Here is a 16,334-nt window from a genome sequence, read left to right on the forward strand (position 1 = left end):
ATAAAAAATTGAATCAGCAAATTCTCGCTACGGCGAGAGGTTTTTCAGCAGACTGCTAGTAATCGAGCCGCACCAGCACATCATTGATGTCAAATGGCGTGGCGGCCCCTGCATCGCAGCCGCCACCACGTGCGAAGATACATGCCTCTGCATTGGCTACGGTAGCGCAGCTTCGTCGCGAAAAATCTGCGGGAAGGTCGCCCGCCGAGCTCGGTCGGGAGAGGATGCGGTTAAACGCAGGCTCTGTCTTCTGTACCAGAGCGGCGAGGCGCCCCTTCGCGACGGGGTCTAAAGGATAAAGCATGTACAGCGGCGCCTGACCTGCCAATCGTTCCCGCCCGGGCACCAAGTGAAACGGAAAATTGTAAAGCGCCAGACCGCAGAGTTCTGGATCGCCGCGCAATTCCGCCGCCAATCGGGCGGCACCTGTGCCGCTCATCCAATTGTCACGCATCACCTCTGTCGCCCCCGCAAGCGCCATAGAAGCGAGCGCCCACCCGCCGGCGATCACAGGCAACGCCCACGGACGCCACGTTCGCTTCGCCCGCAGCGATTGGACCCAGTCGGCGGAGCCCAATGCTGCCAGGATGACCAACAACACGATCGACAGGAATATGAATCGGTATTCCTTGTGTCCGATCGAGCTGTGAAAGGCAATATTTGCGACTGCCGCTGCCATCAGCAGCGGCGCGTGTCGCCATCCGCGCCAGAGCGCACCCAACATCAGCACGATCGCCACTGACCAGATCGTCCAGAGATCGTAGAGATAGGCCATTGCGGGTGTCACACCGAACAGGGCCGCGCGGTCCCGCATCAGATTTTGTTCAATGTTTGTGATCAGCCAGCTGAAAGGTGTGACGCCGTGCGCAACATCGACCATGGCGGCAATCAGGAGCACGACAAGCCCCCCGGCGACCAGCGGGATCGCGTTTTTCCAGTGCCTCCAGCATGCTCCAATGGCAAGTACGGCGATGGCTGGCGCGTATTGAAAGCGACAGACGAAGGCGAGCGCAAGCAACGCGCCACCGATGACGAGGCGTCTCTGCGACGGGCCATCTGTCAACAGCAAGGCGGCCGGCACGATCAGCGCGGTGGCCAGAGGTTCGCTCAGCGTGTGCGGCGCGAAGAAGACAAACTCGAACCAGATCGCAGCCACAAAGGCCGCAACAATTGCATGAATTCGAGAAACCCGCTCGCCAAGAAACCAGGCACTGATCACGATCGTTAGCGATGCGAGCGCAGCGACCAGACGTGGCACGACGAGAATCCCTGTGCCTTCAGGCGCAACCCAGTCTCCCAAGAGGACAGGCCCCGCCAGCAGCGTTGGCAAGAACCAACCGCGAATACCGTAGCGCCACTCCCAGGTGACGATGCTGTCGTGACCCAGCATTCGCCAAGCCGGCTCAAGGTGCTGGAATATCTCGTCAGGATGGATGACGTTGGGCCAGAATACGAGAGGAAGACGGACCGCCAAGGCCAACAATACGAATGCCGCCAGCGGGTGAAAGCGCTTGGCCGATGCTCTTACTCTGCCCACGTGGTCATGCGATGGATCAGCGCTTGTTCTCGTCATTGTTCCGCTGGCCGCAGTTCAGGAGGCCCGCCACGTCATGGAACGGCATGTTCGAACGAACCAATACGTCCTGAACCTTTAAGGATGCGTGAGCGAAGCCAAGTGTTCGACCGTCGTGTTCGACCGCCGCACCCGCACGGACGCTGAGCCATCCGGAACCACCCCGTTCCGGCCCCTTAACCTATCGTCAAAATTCCGGATGCGCCGGATTGTGGCGGTGTTATGCTCCTTTTCGGGGTTGGTGGTGTCATGGCGGGGCGTGGGTACACCATTTTCGACACGGCAACGGCCGATGCGGCACCGCATGGGGCGAGTCCGGCGTGGTCGGTGTGCAGCTTCCCGAAGCCAGGGAAATCGACACCCGCAGACGGCTGTTCCAGCTTTATCCCGACGCGCGCGAGCAGCGCCCTCCCGAGGAGATCGAGATCGCGATCGAGGGCATCGTCGCGATCCTGCGCGGCGGCGACAGCGACCTCACCGGCGTGAGGCTCGACATGACCGGCATCCCGGCCTTCAACCAGCGCGTCTACCAGTTCGCCCGAACCATCCCACGGGGCGAGACGCGGACCTATGACGAGGTGGCGAGCGCCTTGCGAGCCTCCGGCGCGGTCTATTCGGTGGCCCAGGCGATCAGCCGCAATCCCTTCATGATCATCGTGCCCTGCCATCGCGTGCTCGAGGCGGGCCACTATGCCGACCGGATCTCGCTGAACGGCGGCTCTATCTCCAAACGGCGCCTGCTCTCGATCGAGGGCGCGCAGATGACCGCCAGCAAGACCCTGTTCGACGTGCTGCTGCCGGTTGCACCGCCCGGGCCGCAACCCTAAATTCTGCGTCATGAACCGCACGCCGCTGTTGCAGCGCAATCGCATGTCCGTGACCGAGTTTCGCTGCACCGCGGAGCCCGGCGACAAGCCGTTCGCCGAACAGTTCGCCTGTCATTCGGTGTCCTATGTGCGCAAGGGCAGTTTCGGCTGCCATTGCCGCGGCCGCTTCCACGAGCTGGTGGCGGGCTCAATCCTGGTCGGCCATCCCGGCGACGAATATACCTGCACCCACGACCACGTGGTCGGCGACGAGTGCCTGTCGTTTTTCCTCGATCCGGAGCTGGTCGAGACCATCGGCGACCGCACCTCGGTGTGGCAGGTCGGCTCGGTGCCGCCGCTGCCGGAGCTGATGGTGCTGGGCGAGCTCGCGCTGACGGCAGCAGGTGGCAACAGCGACGTCGGCCTCGACGAGGTCGGGCATGTCTTCGCCACCCGCTTCGTCGAGGTGGTGTCTGACCGCAAGGCCAGGCCGCTGACCGCCGGCTTGCGAGACCGCCGCCGTGCGGTGGAGGCGGCGCTCTGGATCGACGCCAACTCGCACCGCGCCATCGATCTCGATGATGCCGCCGGGCAGGCCGGCCTGAGCACCTTCCATTTCCTGCGGCTGTTTTCCACCGTGCTCGGCGTCACCCCGCATCAATATCTCGTGCGCTCGCGGCTGCGTCATGCGGCGCGGCGGCTCGCGGACGACGACAGCCCGATCACCGACATCGCCTATGACGTCGGATTTGGCGACCTCTCCAACTTCGTGCGCAGCTTCCACCGCGCAGCCGGCGCCTCGCCGCTGAAGTTCCGTCAGGCCTCGCGGGGCGACCGCAAGATTCTCCAAGAACGCCTTGCCGTGCACTGACTAGGGTCGCTCCAGGCCGCGTCCCCCGACGCGGGCATCATCTGGAGACGACTATGTACGACCACATCGGATTACGCGTTGCCGACCTCGACGCCAGCGTGCGCTTCTACACCGCAGTGCTGGCACCGCTCGGCTTTGTGCTGTGCTCGCGCGACGACAACGGTGCCGGCTTCGGGCCAAAGGGCGAGCCCGCGCTTTGGCTACATCTGCGCAAGGGCAAGGCTGCGACCGGCGCCCACGTCGCCTTCCGCGCGAAGAACCACGACGCGATCAAGGCCTTCCACACCGAAGGTCTGAAAGCCGGCGGCAAGGACAATGGCCACGCCGGCCACCGCAAGGACTACAGCCCGACCTATTACGCCGCGTTCCTGATCGACCCCGACGGCAACAATGTCGAGGCGGTGTGCACCTGACGAGGAGAACTCACATGGCATCCATTCAGAAAGACATCCCGATCGACGCGCCGGCCGACCATGTCTGGGACGCGCTGCGTGATTTCGGCGCGCTGCATACGCGCCTGGTGCCGGGCTTCGTGACCGACACCAAGCTGGACGGCGACGTGCGGATCGTCAGCTTCGCCAACGGCACGGTGGCACGCGAGACGCTGGTCGATTGCGACGACAGAAGACAACGGCTGGTCTATGCGATCACCAGCGAACGGCTGAAGCAGCACTCGGCCTCGGTGCAGGTATTCGCCGAAGGCGGCAACCGCTGCCGCGTGGTGTGGATCGCCGACGTGCTACCGCACGAGATCGCGCCCTATATGGACGCGCAGATGGATCTCGGCGCGGCCGCAATGCAGACGGCGCTGGCGGGCTCGGCAAAAGCCAAGAGTGCGGCGTAACGCGCGCGGCGCGGCGCAATCCGCATGTTGGCCGTCGCATTCTCGAAACTTTCACCGTCACCCTGAGGTGCTCGCCTGTTCGGCGAGCCTCGAAGGGCGACGGCCCGGCTCTCTCCACGAGAGGAGCAACCGCATGCGCTGAAGCATCGGGGCCGTGGATTCTTCGAGACGCGCTACGCGCTCCTCAGGATGACGGGTTGAGACGCTTGGGGCTTGCCCCAGCGCGTCAGCACCACGCTGAGGCAGGAGAGCACGCCGAGCACGCCCATCGAGGCGGCGGCAAGCGCGAAGAAGTTTTGCGCGGTCGCCTCATGCGTCGACAGCCACCAGCCGCCGGTGCCGATGAAGATGAGACGCGCAGTCTGCGCCAGCACCGGGCCCAGCACTTTCGCGGCCCCCTGCGAGGAGAAGTACATCGACATCGCGAGGCCAATGAAGGCGTACATCGGCGCGGCAGTGGAGAGATATTGATGGCTGGTGGTTCGTACCTGTGGATCGCTGGTGAAGAGGTTGACCCAGAGGTCGGGGAACACGGCGATGAAGCTGCCGACGACGCCGACCGCCAGGAACGACACGGTGCCCGCCGTCCAGGCGATGCGGCGGGCGCGCGCGATGCGCTCCGCACCAACTGCCATGCCGATCATCGGCACCGAGGCGATACCGACCGCGAAGGCGACCGAGGTCAGCATGAATTCGAGCCGCGCGCCGATGCCGTAGCCGGCGAGAACCGCCGTGCCAAACGTCGCCAGCATGTGGGTGAAGATCGAGATCGTCAGCACCGACTGCAGCGGCGAGAAGCAGGAGATCGCGCCGACCTTGAGGATGTCGATGAACATCGCTCCCTGCACGCGCAATCCCCTGATCTTCGGGACCACGCGGGCGCGGCCGGAGAACAGGTACCAGCCCATCACGGTGATGCTGATCGAATAGGCGATCAAGGAGCCTGCGGCGACGCCGCGCATGCCGAATTGCGGCACCGGTCCGAGGCCGAGCCCGAGCGTGCCGCCGAGGATGATCTGCCAGACCGCCGACGACAGGATCATGGTCGACGGCAATTTCATGTTGCCGGTCCCGCGCAGGATGCCGGCCATAGTGTTCATTAGCCAGGGCAGGATCGCGCCGCCGAAGAAGATCTGCGAATAGGCGATCGCCTGCGCCAGCACATTGCCGCGGCCGCCGAGCAATTCGAGCAGGCGCGGCCCGAAGATCAGCATGCCCAGCATGAACGTCACGCCGAGGGTCAAGCCGATCAGCAACGCGTGCGCCGCGAGCGTCGAGGCGCGATCGATCTCGCCGGCACCGAGCGCGCGTGCGATCGAGGACGCGACGCCGCCGCCCATCGCGCCGCCCGACATCGTCATGGTCAGGATCACGCAGGGAAACACCAGCGCCATCGCCGCGAGCGACTCGACACCGAGCCGGCCGATATAGGAGGTCTCCGCGATCACCACGCAGGTGCCGGCGGAGAGCGCGATCACGTTCGGCCAGGCGAGCCATAGCAGCGTGCGCAGGATCGGCCCGTCGAGCAACCTGTTGCGCGCCGGCTTGGTGACCGGCGGCGGCAGCGGCCGTTCGTCTTCGTCGACAGGTATTTCGGCAAGGCCGAGATCGGACATTTCAACTCCACGGCGCATGACCCGCCAAAGTGTGCGCGGTTTGGCGAATAGGTCATGCGCCAAAATTTTTGATTCAGAGCGCGATCGGACGCAAAACCGGCTTCCACTTTTGCTGATCGCGCTCTGGCGCAGTCTGGGAGCCGCGCCATGGTGTTTCCCTACCATGGCGGGCGCCGATTCCACGTGCGCGGGACGCAGGGGCCCCCTGCGCGATTGCAGATGAACCTTGGCGCTAGCCGACCGACCACACAAACGGGGCGTTAGCTGCCCCGTTCGGCTTCAAATGCACCGGAATATGCCGCCCGCAGCCGGCGCCGAGCCCCTCGAACAGGCCGGTCAGGACGCTGGCGCAGGCTGGGTGATAATCGGCCACATCGGCCATCAGCTTCCAGCCTTGCTGGCGCACCTCGAACTGCCCCGCAGACTCGCTGATGTCGGCCACGTCATCCTGTGACTCGAAAAGGACGCGCAGGAAATCGACGAGCTCCTTTGCTCCTCCCCGGCTTCCGCCGAGCGCCTGCGCAACCTCGTCGAAATACTGCATGCCAATCAGCTTGCCGGTGAGATGCAGGAGATAGCTCGCATCCTCGGGACCAAACACCTGCACCATCACGGGCGCCGCGGTCTTTACATATTCCATCGCGTAGTTGCGATAGGCCTTCTCCAGCCGCGGCTTCGGCCAACTGTCGACCGGGAGCGCCGGCGCTGTCCTGGGATCGAACAGCGGCGCCTCGAGATGCCGTGCGAAGACCAGACGCTGGTCGAGCTCGAGCGGATGATCGTATTCGCAATAATAGCCCTCGAGGCCGTCCTGGCCGTCGACGCTCTGCTTGGTGCAGACGAAGCCGAGCCTCAGATCGCCGAGCGCAACACCGTTGTTGGCGTGCCAGCCGCGCAGCATCGCGCGCGAGACCTCGCCGGGCACGCCGCAGATCGCGGTGCCCTTCCAGATCCAGCGCGGCGGCGGATAGCGGATCCAGGCCTTGCGGTCGTTCTCGTACATGTATTCGACATGCACGCCGCCGATCCAGTTCGAGAGGTAGTGATACTGCGCGGCGGCGACCGCGGGCGGCAGGCCGTCGAGGCCGAGCTTCTTCAAGCCCGGCAGGAAGCGCTCCCGCTGCTGGCGGCGAAACACCCGGAACACGAATTCCGCGGCGTCGGCGGTGCCGCGTCGCGTCACCACGGTAAGGATCAGGCCGGTGAAGAAGGCGTGGTAGAGGTCGGCGACGCTGCGCCATTTCCGCCATTGCGCCTCGCGCGCGTCCTGCTCTCCGGTCATGGTCACTCCCTTTTTATTGGCCCGCGGCCTTGCGCCGGCGTTGGTTCGTCATACCAGTTTCATGGCCGATCTTTTCAACATTCGCCAGTCTTCTGCATTGGGAGGCGGTATGCACGGTTTCGTCACGCGCAACAAATTACGGCCGGCGATCTCACTCGCCGTCGCCGCCCTCTCGCTTGCCGCCTGCAGCGACCCGCAGGATACCGTCACTGCAGAGCAGAGCTATGGGCCCTCGCCGACACTGCCGGCGCCGCAGACGTCCTGGCTGCCGACGATCAACGTCGCCCGTGCGGTCGGCTGGAGCGAGGGCGTGCCGTTCGCGAACGGCAAGCCATCCGGCAAACCACAAGATGTGCTGACTGGATTCCTCAACGACAGCGGACAGGCGCAGGGCCGTCCGGTCGGCCTGCGCATCGATCGGCAAGGCCGCACTGCTCGTCGCCGACGATGTCGGCAACACGGTCTGGCGCGTGACACCATCTGCGACTGCAGCGGCGCGATAGCGCTCAAGCCACGCAAAAGGCTCCGGGAAAACACGGGGGCGCGCTGTTCGTAAAGGAACCGGAAAGGCCGGCTCGATTCAAATGAAGCGGTCGACGGCGAACCAGCACGGAACACATTGATGAAGATTCGGATCTCTATCGCGGCAATGATTGTCGCGTTCGGCATTGCCACGTCTGTAGGTCTGGCGGCAATTGTCGGTGTCAGTGAATTCGCATCCCGCCAGCTGCGCGTTGGCGGCCCGCTCTACGATCAGATCAAGCTCGGTAGCGATCTCGTTGCCGACATCCTCCCTCCGCCTGCCTATGTTCTGGAGGGCTACCTCGAGGCGACGCTTGCGTTGCGCGAGCCCGCGAAGACGGACGCGCACAAGGCGAGGCTGCAGCAGCTTCACAAGGACTACGATGAGCGGCGGGCTTTCTGGAAGTCCTAGCGCCTTCCCGAGGAGCTGAAGCACAAGCTGACCGTGACCTCGAATGCCGAGGTGCAGAAATTCTGGTCGATCACCGAAGGTGACTTGCTGCCGGCGCTCGCCAAGCACGACATGGCTGCGGCCGAGCACGCCTATGAGAAGCTCGACAAGGTTTATGCCGCCCATCGCGCCGTGATCGACGACATCGTCGAGAAGGCAAACAAGCTCAACACGGCGCTCGAGGCCTCCGCGACGGAATCGGTCACGACGTTCACGATGGTGGTCTGGACTGTCTCGGCGATCGTGGTCCTCATGATCATCGGCGGCGTGCTGGTCTTTGCCCTCCGCGTGGTAAGGCCGCTCGGCAGATTGACGACGGCGATGCGGACGATGGCCACCGGGGTCACGGACGTTGTCGTGCCCGGGGCGAACCGCGCCGACGAGATTGGCGATATGGCGCAGGCCGTCGTCATCATCCGCGACGAGGCCGAGCGGAAGGCACGCGAGGAAGCAGAGCTTCAGGCGCAGCAACGCGAGGAGCAGGCCAACGAGCGCAAGCAGCAACTGCATAGGCTGGCCGCGGAGTTCGAGGACTCGGTCGGGCAGATCATCGAGACCGTGTCATCCTCCTCGCAGGAGCTGGAGACGTCGGCCACCCGGCTGACATCGACGGCGACCCGGTCGCAAAGCCTCGCCGCCGATGTCGCATCGGCGTCCGAGGAGGCATCCACGAACGTCCAGTCGGTCGCCTCGGCGACGGAGGAGATGACCTCGTCGGTCGGCGAAATCAGCCGGCAGGTGCAAGAATCCGCGAGGATTGCCGGAGAAGCGGTCGATCGCGGGACGCATCGGCGACGTCGTGGAGCTCATCAATACGATTGCATCGCAGACCAACCTTCTTGCCCTCAACGCGACCATCGAAGCGGCGCGCGCAGGCGAGGCCGGGCGCGGCTTCGCGGTGGTTGCCTCCGAGGTCAAGCAACTGGCCGAGCAGACCGCGAAGGCGACGGGCGACATCGGCGTCCAGATCGCCAGCATCCAGAGCGCGTCGAAACAATCCGTCACGGCGATCGAGAGCGTCAGCGACATCATCGGCCGGCTCTCGGAAATCTCCGCCACGATCGCATCCGCCATCGAGCAGCAGACCGCGGCAACGCAGGAGATCTCGCGCAACATCCAGCAGGCCGCACGCGGTACGCATCACGTCAGCGCGAGTGTGACGGAGGTCCGCCATGGCGCGTCCGAGACGGGCTCGGCCTCCTCGCAGGTGCTCTCGGCGGCGCAGACGCTGGCTGCGGAGAGCACGCGGCTGAAGCACCAGGTCGGCACTTTCCTGTCGACCGTCCGGGTGGCGTAAGAAGCGGCGCCGAGCGGAACGCGCAAGGCGACGCCGCTCGCGATCGCGCGAAGCGCTACACCCGGAAATGCTTGGACAGCTTCAGGCCCTGCGCCTGGTAGTTGGAGCCGATGCGCTGGCCGTACAGCGCGTCGGGGCGCTCCAGCATGCGCTCATAGACGAGACGGCCGACGATCTGGCCGTGCTCGAGGATGAACGGCACCTCGCGCGAGCGCACCTCCAGCACGGCGCGGGCGCCCTTGCCGCCGGCACCGGCATAGCCGAAGCCGGGATCAAAGAAGCCGGCATAGTGGACACGGAATTCGCCGACCAAGGGATCGAACGGCACCATCTCGGCGGCGTAATCCGGCGGCACCTGCACCGCTTCCTTGGAGGCGAGGATGTAGAACTCGCCGGGATCGAGGATCAGGCTGCCGTCGGCGCGCGCCGGGATCGGCTCCCAGAAGTCATCGACCGCATAGCCGCCGCGGCGGTCGACATCGACGACGCCGGTGTGGCGCTTGGCGCGGTAGCCGACGAAGCCGCCCGAACTCTGACCGGAGAGATCGACCGAGAGCGCGACGCCTTGGGTGAGGTCGGCATCATCGACATCGACCAGCCGCTCGGCGGCATGCAGCGCATCGAGCTCGTCGGCATTGAGCACCGCGTCCCCGATCCGGAAGCGCACCTGAGAGAGCCGCGACCCCTCGCGCAGCAGCACCGGGAACGTCTTCGGGCTGATCTCTGCATATAGCGGGCCGTGATAGCCGGCGCCGATCATGTCGAAGCGGCGGGTGCCGTCGGCAATCACGCGGGTGAAGACGTCGAGCCGACCGGTCGAGCTTTTCGGGTTGGCGGCGGCGACGATCTCAGGCGGCAGCGCCAGGCTTTCCAGGAGCGGCACGATGTAGACGCAATTGGTCTCCAGCACCGCTCCGTCGGACAGATCGATCTCATGCAGCTTCAATTCGTCGATGCGCTCGGCGACGGTGGCGTCGGGCCCGGGCAGGAAGCTCGCGCGCACCCGGTAGGCGATGTCGCCAAGGCGCAGATCGAGGCTCGCCGGCTGGATCTGGCTCTCGACAAAGTCATAGGCCGGCAGGATGAGGCCGGCATCCGCCATCTCCGCGATCATGCGGTCGGGCAGAATTCCATTGGCTTCGTCTTCCAGCGTGAATGACACGGTACGGTCCCTCGGGATGGCCCAGATCATGCCTCAAATCGCCATCCATGCCCCAAAATATGGGTTTTTACGGGTTATCCGATGGCCGCCTTGACGGAAAGGGCGCGAACGAATATCAGCAGGACTTATCCCGTGGTGATTTGAGCCGGCCGGCTTGCAGCCACGTTAAATAAGTCGCTAAACAGGCCGGGGACAGTGTGATCCCGGCCTGTGGAGATTGCTCCAGGCCGGTTTTTTGTGGCCGTTTTCCAGGGAAACCGGCCGCGTCGGAGGTCACATGTCTGAAGCTAAAGCTACCGCCCGCTATCGTCCCGAAACCCGCCTGGTGCATTCCGGCGCGCTGCGCTCGCAATATGGCGAGACGTCGGAGTCGATCTTCCTGACCCAGGGTTTCGTCTATGACAGCGCCGAGCAATGCGAGGCGCGGTTCAAGGGCGAGGAACAGGGTTTTCTCTATTCGCGCTTCTCGAACCCGAACGTGTCGATGTTCGAGCGCCGCATGATCGATCTGGAAGGCGCCGAGGCCGCCCGCGCCACCGCCACCGGCATGGCCGCGGTGACCACCGCGATCCTCGCGCCGCTGAAGGCGGGTGATCACGTGGTCGCCTCCAAGGCGCTGTTCGGCTCCTGCCGCTATGTCGTGGAAGACCTGCTGCCGCGCTACGGCATCCAGTCGACGCTGGTCGACGGCCTTGATCTCGACCAGTGGAAGAAGGCGATGCGGCCGAACACCAGGACCTGCTTCCTGGAGAGCCCGACCAATCCGACGCTCGATGTGCTCGACATCTCGGCGATCGCCGAGATCGCCCATCAGGGCGGCGCGCGGCTCGTGGTCGACAACGTGTTCGCAACCCCGATCTGGCAGAGCCCGCTCGCGCTCGGTGCCGACGTCGTGGTCTATTCCGCGACCAAGCACATCGACGGCCAGGGCCGCTGCCTCGGCGGCATTATCCTGTCGTCGGAAGCCTTCATCGCCGAGCAGATCCACAATTTCATGCGCCAGACCGGCCCGTCGATGTCGCCGTTCAACGCCTGGGTGCTCCTGAAGGGGCTGGAGACGCTCGGCGTCCGCGTCAAGGCGCAGACCGAGAGCGCGGCGAAGATCGCCGATGCGCTCGCCAGCCACCCGAAGATCACGCGGCTGATCTATCCCGGACGTGCCGACCATCCGCAGGCCGAGACGGTGAAGAAGCAGATGCGTTCGGGCTCGACGCTGATCGGCTTCGAGGTCAAGGGCGGCAAGGCCGGCGCCTTCCGCTGCCTGAACGCGCTGAAGATCTCGCGCATCTCCAACAATCTCGGCGACGCCAAGAGCCTGGTGACGCATCCCGCCACCACGACGCATCAGCGCCTGGCGCCGGAGGCGCGCGCCGAGCTCGGCATCAGCGAAGGCTTCATCCGCTTCTCGGCCGGGCTCGAGCACGCCGACGACCTGATCGAGGATTTCGCGCAGGCGCTGGAGAAAGTGTGAGAAGAAGCGAATAGGGAGTAGCGAATGGCGAATGGTGGTCACCCCTGTTCGCTATTCGCCCGCCTCACATCGGCCGATATGTCCGCACATCCGCCGGCACGTTGACGCCGAGCTTGAGCTGGCCGACCGAACGGATGATGTCGTCGCCGAGCAATTGCGCGAAGCAGGCATAGCCCCAGTCGTTCATGTGCAGGCCGTCGGCGATGACGAAATCGTTGATCGGGATCGCCTGCTTCTCGTGCCAGTCGCGCATCACCTCGAAGCGCGGGAAGATGCCGACGTGACGAAGCGCGGCGATGCGGCCGAGCAGCTTGACCATCCCCCGTGCGCTTTCGGGACGCTCGGTGACGCGCGGCGAGTATTGCGGATCGACCAGCACGATATCGGCGCCCGCGGCCTGGATGCGCGCCACGCCGTCCTCGACCTGCTTCCCGGTCTCGCCGGGGTCAAGATTGCGCAACACCGCGTTGGTGCCGACCTGCCAGATCACGAGATCGGGGTGCGCGTCGATCACCTCGGTCTGCAGCCGCGCCATCATCTCCGGTGTGTCCTCGCCGCCCTTGCCGCGGTTGACGACGGTGATGTCAGCCGTCGGATAGTGCCGGCGCAATTGTGCGGCAAGCCGGTTCGGATAGGTGAACTCCGGCGACGACGAGCCATAGCCCTGCGTCGACGACGATCCGAACGCGATGATCGTGACCGGACGTCCGGCAGCGAGCTTGCTCGCGACATGCGGCAGCGAGCCCAGCGTCTTCGCGACGCCCTTCGGCGGCAGGCACGGGACCCGGTTGAAGATGTCGCTCGCGGATTTGGCGACCTCCTTCACCCTGTCGATCGCCCGCACGGCGACGCCGCGCTGCGGCGGCTCGCTGGCCTGATCGGCGGCGGCAGCCGGCGTCGCGGCGTCTGGCTTCGTCGCCTGCGGCTCGGACTTGGCAGCTTCGACTTTGGCGGCTTCAACTTTCGCGGCCTCGGCCTTGGCGCCGGGCGATAGCGCGGCATGCTGGTCCGGCGACACAGTCTGCGCAACGAGCGGTGCGATCGATGCAGGTATCAGCAGCAGCGCTGCCGCGGCGGCAGACACAGTTCGCCATGCGCTGTGACGAAATGTGCTGTGACGAAAAGGGCGGTGACAACTCATTAACTCTCGTTTCCTAATTCTGCTGCGCCTGGTCGAGGTGGGCCGCATCGATCACGAATTTCGACAGCGCGCGGCCGAGGCAGGCATGAACTTGCTTGGCCAGTTCGACACCATGCGAGGTGCTGAACAGGTCGAAATCTCCAGCTTCGTTCCAGTGACGCATGATGGCGAACCGATCGAACAGCGGAACGTCGTGCTGCTGGGCCACCACACGCATATTGTCCAGATAGGGCGGCGCAGAGATCATCGTCTCCGTACGTGGGCTGTACTGCAAATTGACCAAAACCACGTCGGTCCCGGCCTTCTGCAACGCGACAACACCTTCGTCGATGGCGCTGCGGAAATCGTCGGGATCGACCGATCGCATAGCATCGACCGTGCCGGTCTGCCAGATAACCAAAGTAGGCTTTTTTGCGTCGACAAGCTTAACGAGCCCCGCAGCCGTCTCCTCGGCGGTCTTCGATGCCTGTAGTTCCACGGATAAATTGACCTCTGCGGACGGCAGCCGCCCTTTCAGAGCCGCCAGAAGCTGCGCCGGATACGCGCTCGCCTCCTGCGTCGGGATCGTGGAGGAGCGGCTGCCGACGACGAGCACGTTCAAGGGCTGCTTGCCCTTGACCATTTCGGCGACCTTGGGAAGCGAGCTCTCGCTGGACAGCAGATCGGCGGGCACGTCGCAAGGTTGCGGCTGCGCCGCCTCCTCCGCGCGCACCGATGCTGCGGTCAGATGGCCGGCAAGCAGCATCAGGCCTAGCATCGTCCAGACGGACTTCATGCTCCCCCTCCCGCCATATCGGCGTTGCCGCCGGTGCTTCTTGTTCGCGAGGCACCCTTGTCGGCGGAGTTCTTGTACCACGAAATAATCCACGCCATGCCCCACATGATGAGGATGCCGCAAACGCTGATCAGCGCGTGCAATGCGGCACCGCCAGACATTTCGGCAAGCACGAAATGTCCGGCGAAGGCGAGGAAGACCCCGAGGCAGAATATCTCAAGCGAGTGCTGGCCGCACAGGATCAAAGGTCGCAGCCAGGGCGACTTTAGTGCCGGCCAGTCCCTGGGCAGGAAGCGCACGGTCAGCGCGGCGAGCGCAAGGAAGTGCGCAAAGCGCAGGACATCGAGATCGGTCTTGTTGATCGGATAGATCCACTGCTCGATGCGCTTCGGCATGATGTGGCCGAGCTGCGGCACATACCAGGTCAGCGTCACGTAGAACGCCGCGACGAGGTAGGCGATGCAGATCGACATCGTGAGCGGCGACGACAGGATGCGCGACATCCGGCGCGCGCCGCCGAGCGCGCACCAGGCGCCGAACACGAACAACAATTGCCAGGCGAACGGATTGAACGCCCAGACCCCGTTCGGATAGGCCGACAGATAAAGGTCGAATTGCCAGGTCACCGCGTACAGGAGCACCGACAGCGCCAATGTGACATCGGGCTTCCATCGCATCAGCGCCAGGATCAGCGGCAGGAACAGCATCAGCACGATGTAGAGCGGCAGGATGTCCATGTTGACGGGACGGAAGCGCAACAGCAGCGCCTGGACGATGGTGACGTCGGGCTGCTTGAGGAAATCCATGATCCCCATCTCTTCGGTGTAGAGCGGGTTCTCGAAGCGGGTCGCGACGTAGGAGATCTCGGCGAGGAAGATCGTGAACAGGAACACCTGCGCGACGTAGATCTGCCAGACCCGGCGCAGGATGCGCGCGGTCGCGATCACGAACCCGGCGTCCTGCATCGCGCGGCCATAGACGAAGGCGGCGGTGTAGCCGGAGATGAAGATGAAGATCTCGGTGGCGTCGGAGAAGCCGTAATTGCGGATCGTGAACCAGGTCAGGATGTTGGTCGGCAGGTGATCGATGAAGATCAACCAGAGCGCGAGCCCGCGGAACAGGTCGAGCCGCAATTCGCGCTCGCCGGCGGGCGCAAGCGTGATCGCCGGCGCGGCCGCTTCGGCCTGCGCTGCCTTGGCTTCCGCGACGGGCGGTCCGGCAATGGGGTCGGCAATCGAGCTCATCAGACACCGTTTCGGCCGCGGGAGTCCCGCGCGGCCCGTGCGGAAAACATATTATCGGTCCGCGACTTGCAGACAAAGCGCAGATATCGGCGGCACGCGGTCGCGCCTTAGAATGGAACTATGTTGAAACCGAGATGGACCCTTGCTGTGCGGACCGATCCTGGCCGCCGCGCGGCAATCGATTGGTTCCAGCGGATCAATTCGATATGATGCAGGCCTGAGACCATCGGAATCGACCGTATGTACCGCGCCGTTACCCGCCAGATCGAAGTTACCGTCGAACCGAACTTCATGCCGGAGCGATCGTCGTTGGACCGGCGCGAGTATTTCTGGTCCTACACCATCGTGATCACCAATTCCGGCCCGGAAACCGTGCAGTTGCGCACCCGGCACTGGATCATCACCGACGCCACCGGGCGCCGGCAGGAGGTGCGCGGCGAGGGCGTGGTCGGCGAGCAGCCGGTGCTCGCGCCCGGCGAGCGCTTCGAATACACCTCCGGCGTGCCGCTGCCGACCGCCTCCGGCTTCATGACCGGCAGCTACCAGATGGTCAGCGAGAGCGGCGAGCGGTTCGAGATCGACGTGCCGACATTCTCGCTCGACAGCCCGAGCCCGGACGGCAAGCGGGTGTTGAACTGACGGGTATCGCCGCAAGGGCAGTGCCGTAGGGTGGGCAAAGGCGCGCGAGCGCCGTGCCCACCGTCCACGCTGTGCTCGCGAGGGTGGGCACGCTTGCGCTTTGCCCACCCTACAATCCTGGCCGTCATTGCGAGGAGCTCGCGACAAAATTGCAAAGCAATTTTGCGCCGAAGCGACGAAGCAATCCATCTGTCCGTGTGTGTGGACCGATGGATTGCTTCGCTTCGCTCGCAATGACGGCCAAAACATACGCCCACATTCTCGCGACATGATTTGTCCGAGGTTTGCCTCATCTTGCTCGCCCTCTTTGCATAGAGGGCGCAGGGAAAGCCGGGTGCCGATTGCACCCATGGGTCCCGTGCAACAAAAAGCACGGGGGTAGGACCACAGGTGAAATAACCGGAAACTCCGGCTTTCCCTGCGCGATGGTTTTACGGCTTCCTTCGTGCTCTCCCCGGCGAGACGGGCGTTTTTGTCACCGTCTTCGCAAGGACGTTTCGCGTCTTGCGAAGAGACACCAGCCACTGGGGCGTCAGGACCACACGACTTCACCGTCCGCTTCATGCGCACTCGTCAGTTGCGCACTTGGCGTCCACCGCATCTCGACCCAACACTCGTGACGATCGCGAAGCGCCCCTCA

At 64.4% G+C, this 16,334-nt stretch carries 13 protein-coding genes, 3 pseudogenes and 1 riboswitch; of the genes and pseudogenes, 9 read left to right on the top strand and 7 right to left on the bottom strand.

The genetic code is table 11. The annotated features are described in order from the left end of the window. Positions 1-55: 55 nt before the first annotated feature. Positions 56-1,573, bottom strand: a complete 1,518-nt coding sequence (locus ACFFWD_RS30985) for a glycosyltransferase family protein (protein ID WP_376971863.1) — start codon at positions 1,571-1,573, stop codon at positions 56-58. A 249-nt stretch (positions 1,574-1,822) separates the two neighbouring features. Between ACFFWD_RS30985 and ACFFWD_RS30990 the strand changes: the two are divergent. The 4 genes and pseudogenes from ACFFWD_RS30990 to ACFFWD_RS31005 all read left to right on the top strand — a co-directional run bounded on the left by ACFFWD_RS30990 (position 1,823) and on the right by ACFFWD_RS31005 (position 4,094). Beyond that, positions 1,823-2,400: pseudogene (locus ACFFWD_RS30990) on the top strand (methylated-DNA--[protein]-cysteine S-methyltransferase). A 10-nt stretch (positions 2,401-2,410) separates the two neighbouring features. Next, the gene (locus ACFFWD_RS30995; protein WP_376971865.1) at positions 2,411-3,250 is read left to right on the top strand and encodes a helix-turn-helix domain-containing protein; all 840 of its coding nucleotides are present in this window, start codon (positions 2,411-2,413) and stop codon (positions 3,248-3,250) included. Between the two features lie 53 nt (positions 3,251-3,303). Next, the gene (locus ACFFWD_RS31000; RefSeq protein ID WP_376971867.1) at positions 3,304-3,663 is read left to right on the top strand and encodes a VOC family protein; all 360 of its coding nucleotides are present in this window, start codon (positions 3,304-3,306) and stop codon (positions 3,661-3,663) included. A gap of 14 nt (positions 3,664-3,677) precedes the next feature. Then, positions 3,678-4,094, top strand: a complete 417-nt coding sequence (locus ACFFWD_RS31005) for an SRPBCC family protein (RefSeq protein ID WP_376971869.1) — start codon at positions 3,678-3,680, stop codon at positions 4,092-4,094. 173 nt (positions 4,095-4,267) lie between these two features. Here ACFFWD_RS31005 and ACFFWD_RS31010 read toward each other — a convergent pair whose 3' ends face one another. After that, a complete protein-coding gene (locus ACFFWD_RS31010) occupies positions 4,268-5,710 on the bottom strand; it encodes an MATE family efflux transporter (RefSeq protein ID WP_376971871.1) in 1,443 nt (480 codons plus the stop codon). 232 nt (positions 5,711-5,942) lie between these two features. Further along, complete coding sequence (locus ACFFWD_RS31015; RefSeq protein ID WP_376971873.1) at positions 5,943-6,992, bottom strand: hypothetical protein; 1,050 nt, start codon at positions 6,990-6,992, stop codon at positions 5,943-5,945. A 310-nt stretch (positions 6,993-7,302) separates the two neighbouring features. Here ACFFWD_RS31015 and ACFFWD_RS31020 point away from each other — a divergent pair. From ACFFWD_RS31020 to ACFFWD_RS31030, 3 genes and pseudogenes are all read left to right on the top strand, one after another. Next, positions 7,303-7,495, top strand: a pseudogene (locus tag ACFFWD_RS31020) (sorbosone dehydrogenase family protein); the annotation flags it as partial. Positions 7,496-7,614: 119 nt separating this feature from the next. Next, entirely contained in the window at positions 7,615-7,926 is a 312-nt protein-coding gene (locus tag ACFFWD_RS31025) for a hypothetical protein (protein ID WP_376971875.1), read from the top strand. Positions 7,927-8,265: 339 nt separating this feature from the next. After that, positions 8,266-9,262, top strand: a pseudogene (locus ACFFWD_RS31030) (methyl-accepting chemotaxis protein); the annotation flags it as partial. A gap of 55 nt (positions 9,263-9,317) precedes the next feature. Here the strand turns inward: ACFFWD_RS31030 and ACFFWD_RS31035 are convergent. Then, complete coding sequence (locus ACFFWD_RS31035) at positions 9,318-10,454, bottom strand: 2'-deoxycytidine 5'-triphosphate deaminase (protein ID WP_376971877.1); 1,137 nt, start codon at positions 10,452-10,454, stop codon at positions 9,318-9,320. 92 nt (positions 10,455-10,546) lie between these two features. Further along, a riboswitch (SAM riboswitch) is annotated at positions 10,547-10,626 on the top strand. Positions 10,627-10,701: 75 nt separating this feature from the next. Here ACFFWD_RS31035 and ACFFWD_RS31040 point away from each other — a divergent pair. Next, the gene (locus ACFFWD_RS31040) at positions 10,702-11,895 is read left to right on the top strand and encodes an O-succinylhomoserine sulfhydrylase (protein ID WP_376971879.1); all 1,194 of its coding nucleotides are present in this window, start codon (positions 10,702-10,704) and stop codon (positions 11,893-11,895) included. A 64-nt stretch (positions 11,896-11,959) separates the two neighbouring features. Here ACFFWD_RS31040 and ACFFWD_RS31045 read toward each other — a convergent pair whose 3' ends face one another. From ACFFWD_RS31045 to ACFFWD_RS31055, 3 genes are read right to left on the bottom strand one after another with little or no spacing between them, the layout of a single operon-like run. Beyond that, a complete protein-coding gene (locus tag ACFFWD_RS31045; protein WP_376971881.1) occupies positions 11,960-13,036 on the bottom strand; it encodes an SGNH/GDSL hydrolase family protein in 1,077 nt (358 codons plus the stop codon). Between the two features lie 13 nt (positions 13,037-13,049). Then, on the bottom strand, positions 13,050-13,811 hold the full coding sequence (locus ACFFWD_RS31050) for an SGNH/GDSL hydrolase family protein (protein WP_376971883.1): 762 nt from the start codon (positions 13,809-13,811) through the stop codon (positions 13,050-13,052). Continuing rightward, the gene (locus ACFFWD_RS31055; RefSeq protein WP_376971885.1) at positions 13,808-15,055 is read right to left on the bottom strand and encodes an OpgC domain-containing protein; all 1,248 of its coding nucleotides are present in this window, start codon (positions 15,053-15,055) and stop codon (positions 13,808-13,810) included. The genes ACFFWD_RS31050 and ACFFWD_RS31055 overlap by 4 nt, the downstream gene beginning before the upstream one ends. A 240-nt stretch (positions 15,056-15,295) precedes the next feature. Here ACFFWD_RS31055 and apaG point away from each other — a divergent pair, with 240 nt between their 5' ends. Next, positions 15,296-15,694 (top strand): Co2+/Mg2+ efflux facilitator ApaG/CorD, encoded by a 399-nt coding sequence (apaG, locus tag ACFFWD_RS31060; protein WP_376971887.1) that lies wholly within the window; start codon positions 15,296-15,298, stop codon positions 15,692-15,694. Positions 15,695-16,334 lie beyond the last annotated feature (640 nt).

This window comes from Bradyrhizobium erythrophlei (assembly GCF_042430365.1).
In the GTDB taxonomy this organism is placed as follows: Bacteria; Pseudomonadota; Alphaproteobacteria; order Rhizobiales; family Xanthobacteraceae; genus Bradyrhizobium; species Bradyrhizobium erythrophlei.

What these genes read in the sequence shown, in the direction of transcription:
- ACFFWD_RS30985 (WP_376971863.1), bottom strand. Translation starts at nt 1,573, where the DNA reads ATGACGAGAACAAGCGCTGATCCATCGCATGACCACGTGGGCAGAGTA.
- ACFFWD_RS30995 (WP_376971865.1), top strand. Translation starts at nt 2,411, where the DNA reads ATGAACCGCACGCCGCTGTTGCAGCGCAATCGCATGTCCGTGACCGAG.
- ACFFWD_RS31000 (WP_376971867.1), top strand. Translation starts at nt 3,304, where the DNA reads ATGTACGACCACATCGGATTACGCGTTGCCGACCTCGACGCCAGCGTG.
- ACFFWD_RS31005 (WP_376971869.1), top strand. Translation starts at nt 3,678, where the DNA reads ATGGCATCCATTCAGAAAGACATCCCGATCGACGCGCCGGCCGACCAT.
- ACFFWD_RS31010 (WP_376971871.1), bottom strand. Translation starts at nt 5,710, where the DNA reads ATGTCCGATCTCGGCCTTGCCGAAATACCTGTCGACGAAGACGAACGG.
- ACFFWD_RS31015 (WP_376971873.1), bottom strand. Translation starts at nt 6,992, where the DNA reads ATGACCGGAGAGCAGGACGCGCGCGAGGCGCAATGGCGGAAATGGCGC.
- ACFFWD_RS31025 (WP_376971875.1), top strand. Translation starts at nt 7,615, where the DNA reads ATGAAGATTCGGATCTCTATCGCGGCAATGATTGTCGCGTTCGGCATT.
- ACFFWD_RS31035 (WP_376971877.1), bottom strand. Translation starts at nt 10,454, where the DNA reads ATGATCTGGGCCATCCCGAGGGACCGTACCGTGTCATTCACGCTGGAA.
- ACFFWD_RS31040 (WP_376971879.1), top strand. Translation starts at nt 10,702, where the DNA reads ATGTCTGAAGCTAAAGCTACCGCCCGCTATCGTCCCGAAACCCGCCTG.
- ACFFWD_RS31045 (WP_376971881.1), bottom strand. Translation starts at nt 13,036, where the DNA reads ATGAGTTGTCACCGCCCTTTTCGTCACAGCACATTTCGTCACAGCGCA.
- ACFFWD_RS31050 (WP_376971883.1), bottom strand. Translation starts at nt 13,811, where the DNA reads ATGAAGTCCGTCTGGACGATGCTAGGCCTGATGCTGCTTGCCGGCCAT.
- ACFFWD_RS31055 (WP_376971885.1), bottom strand. Translation starts at nt 15,055, where the DNA reads ATGAGCTCGATTGCCGACCCCATTGCCGGACCGCCCGTCGCGGAAGCC.
- apaG (WP_376971887.1), top strand. Translation starts at nt 15,296, where the DNA reads ATGTACCGCGCCGTTACCCGCCAGATCGAAGTTACCGTCGAACCGAAC.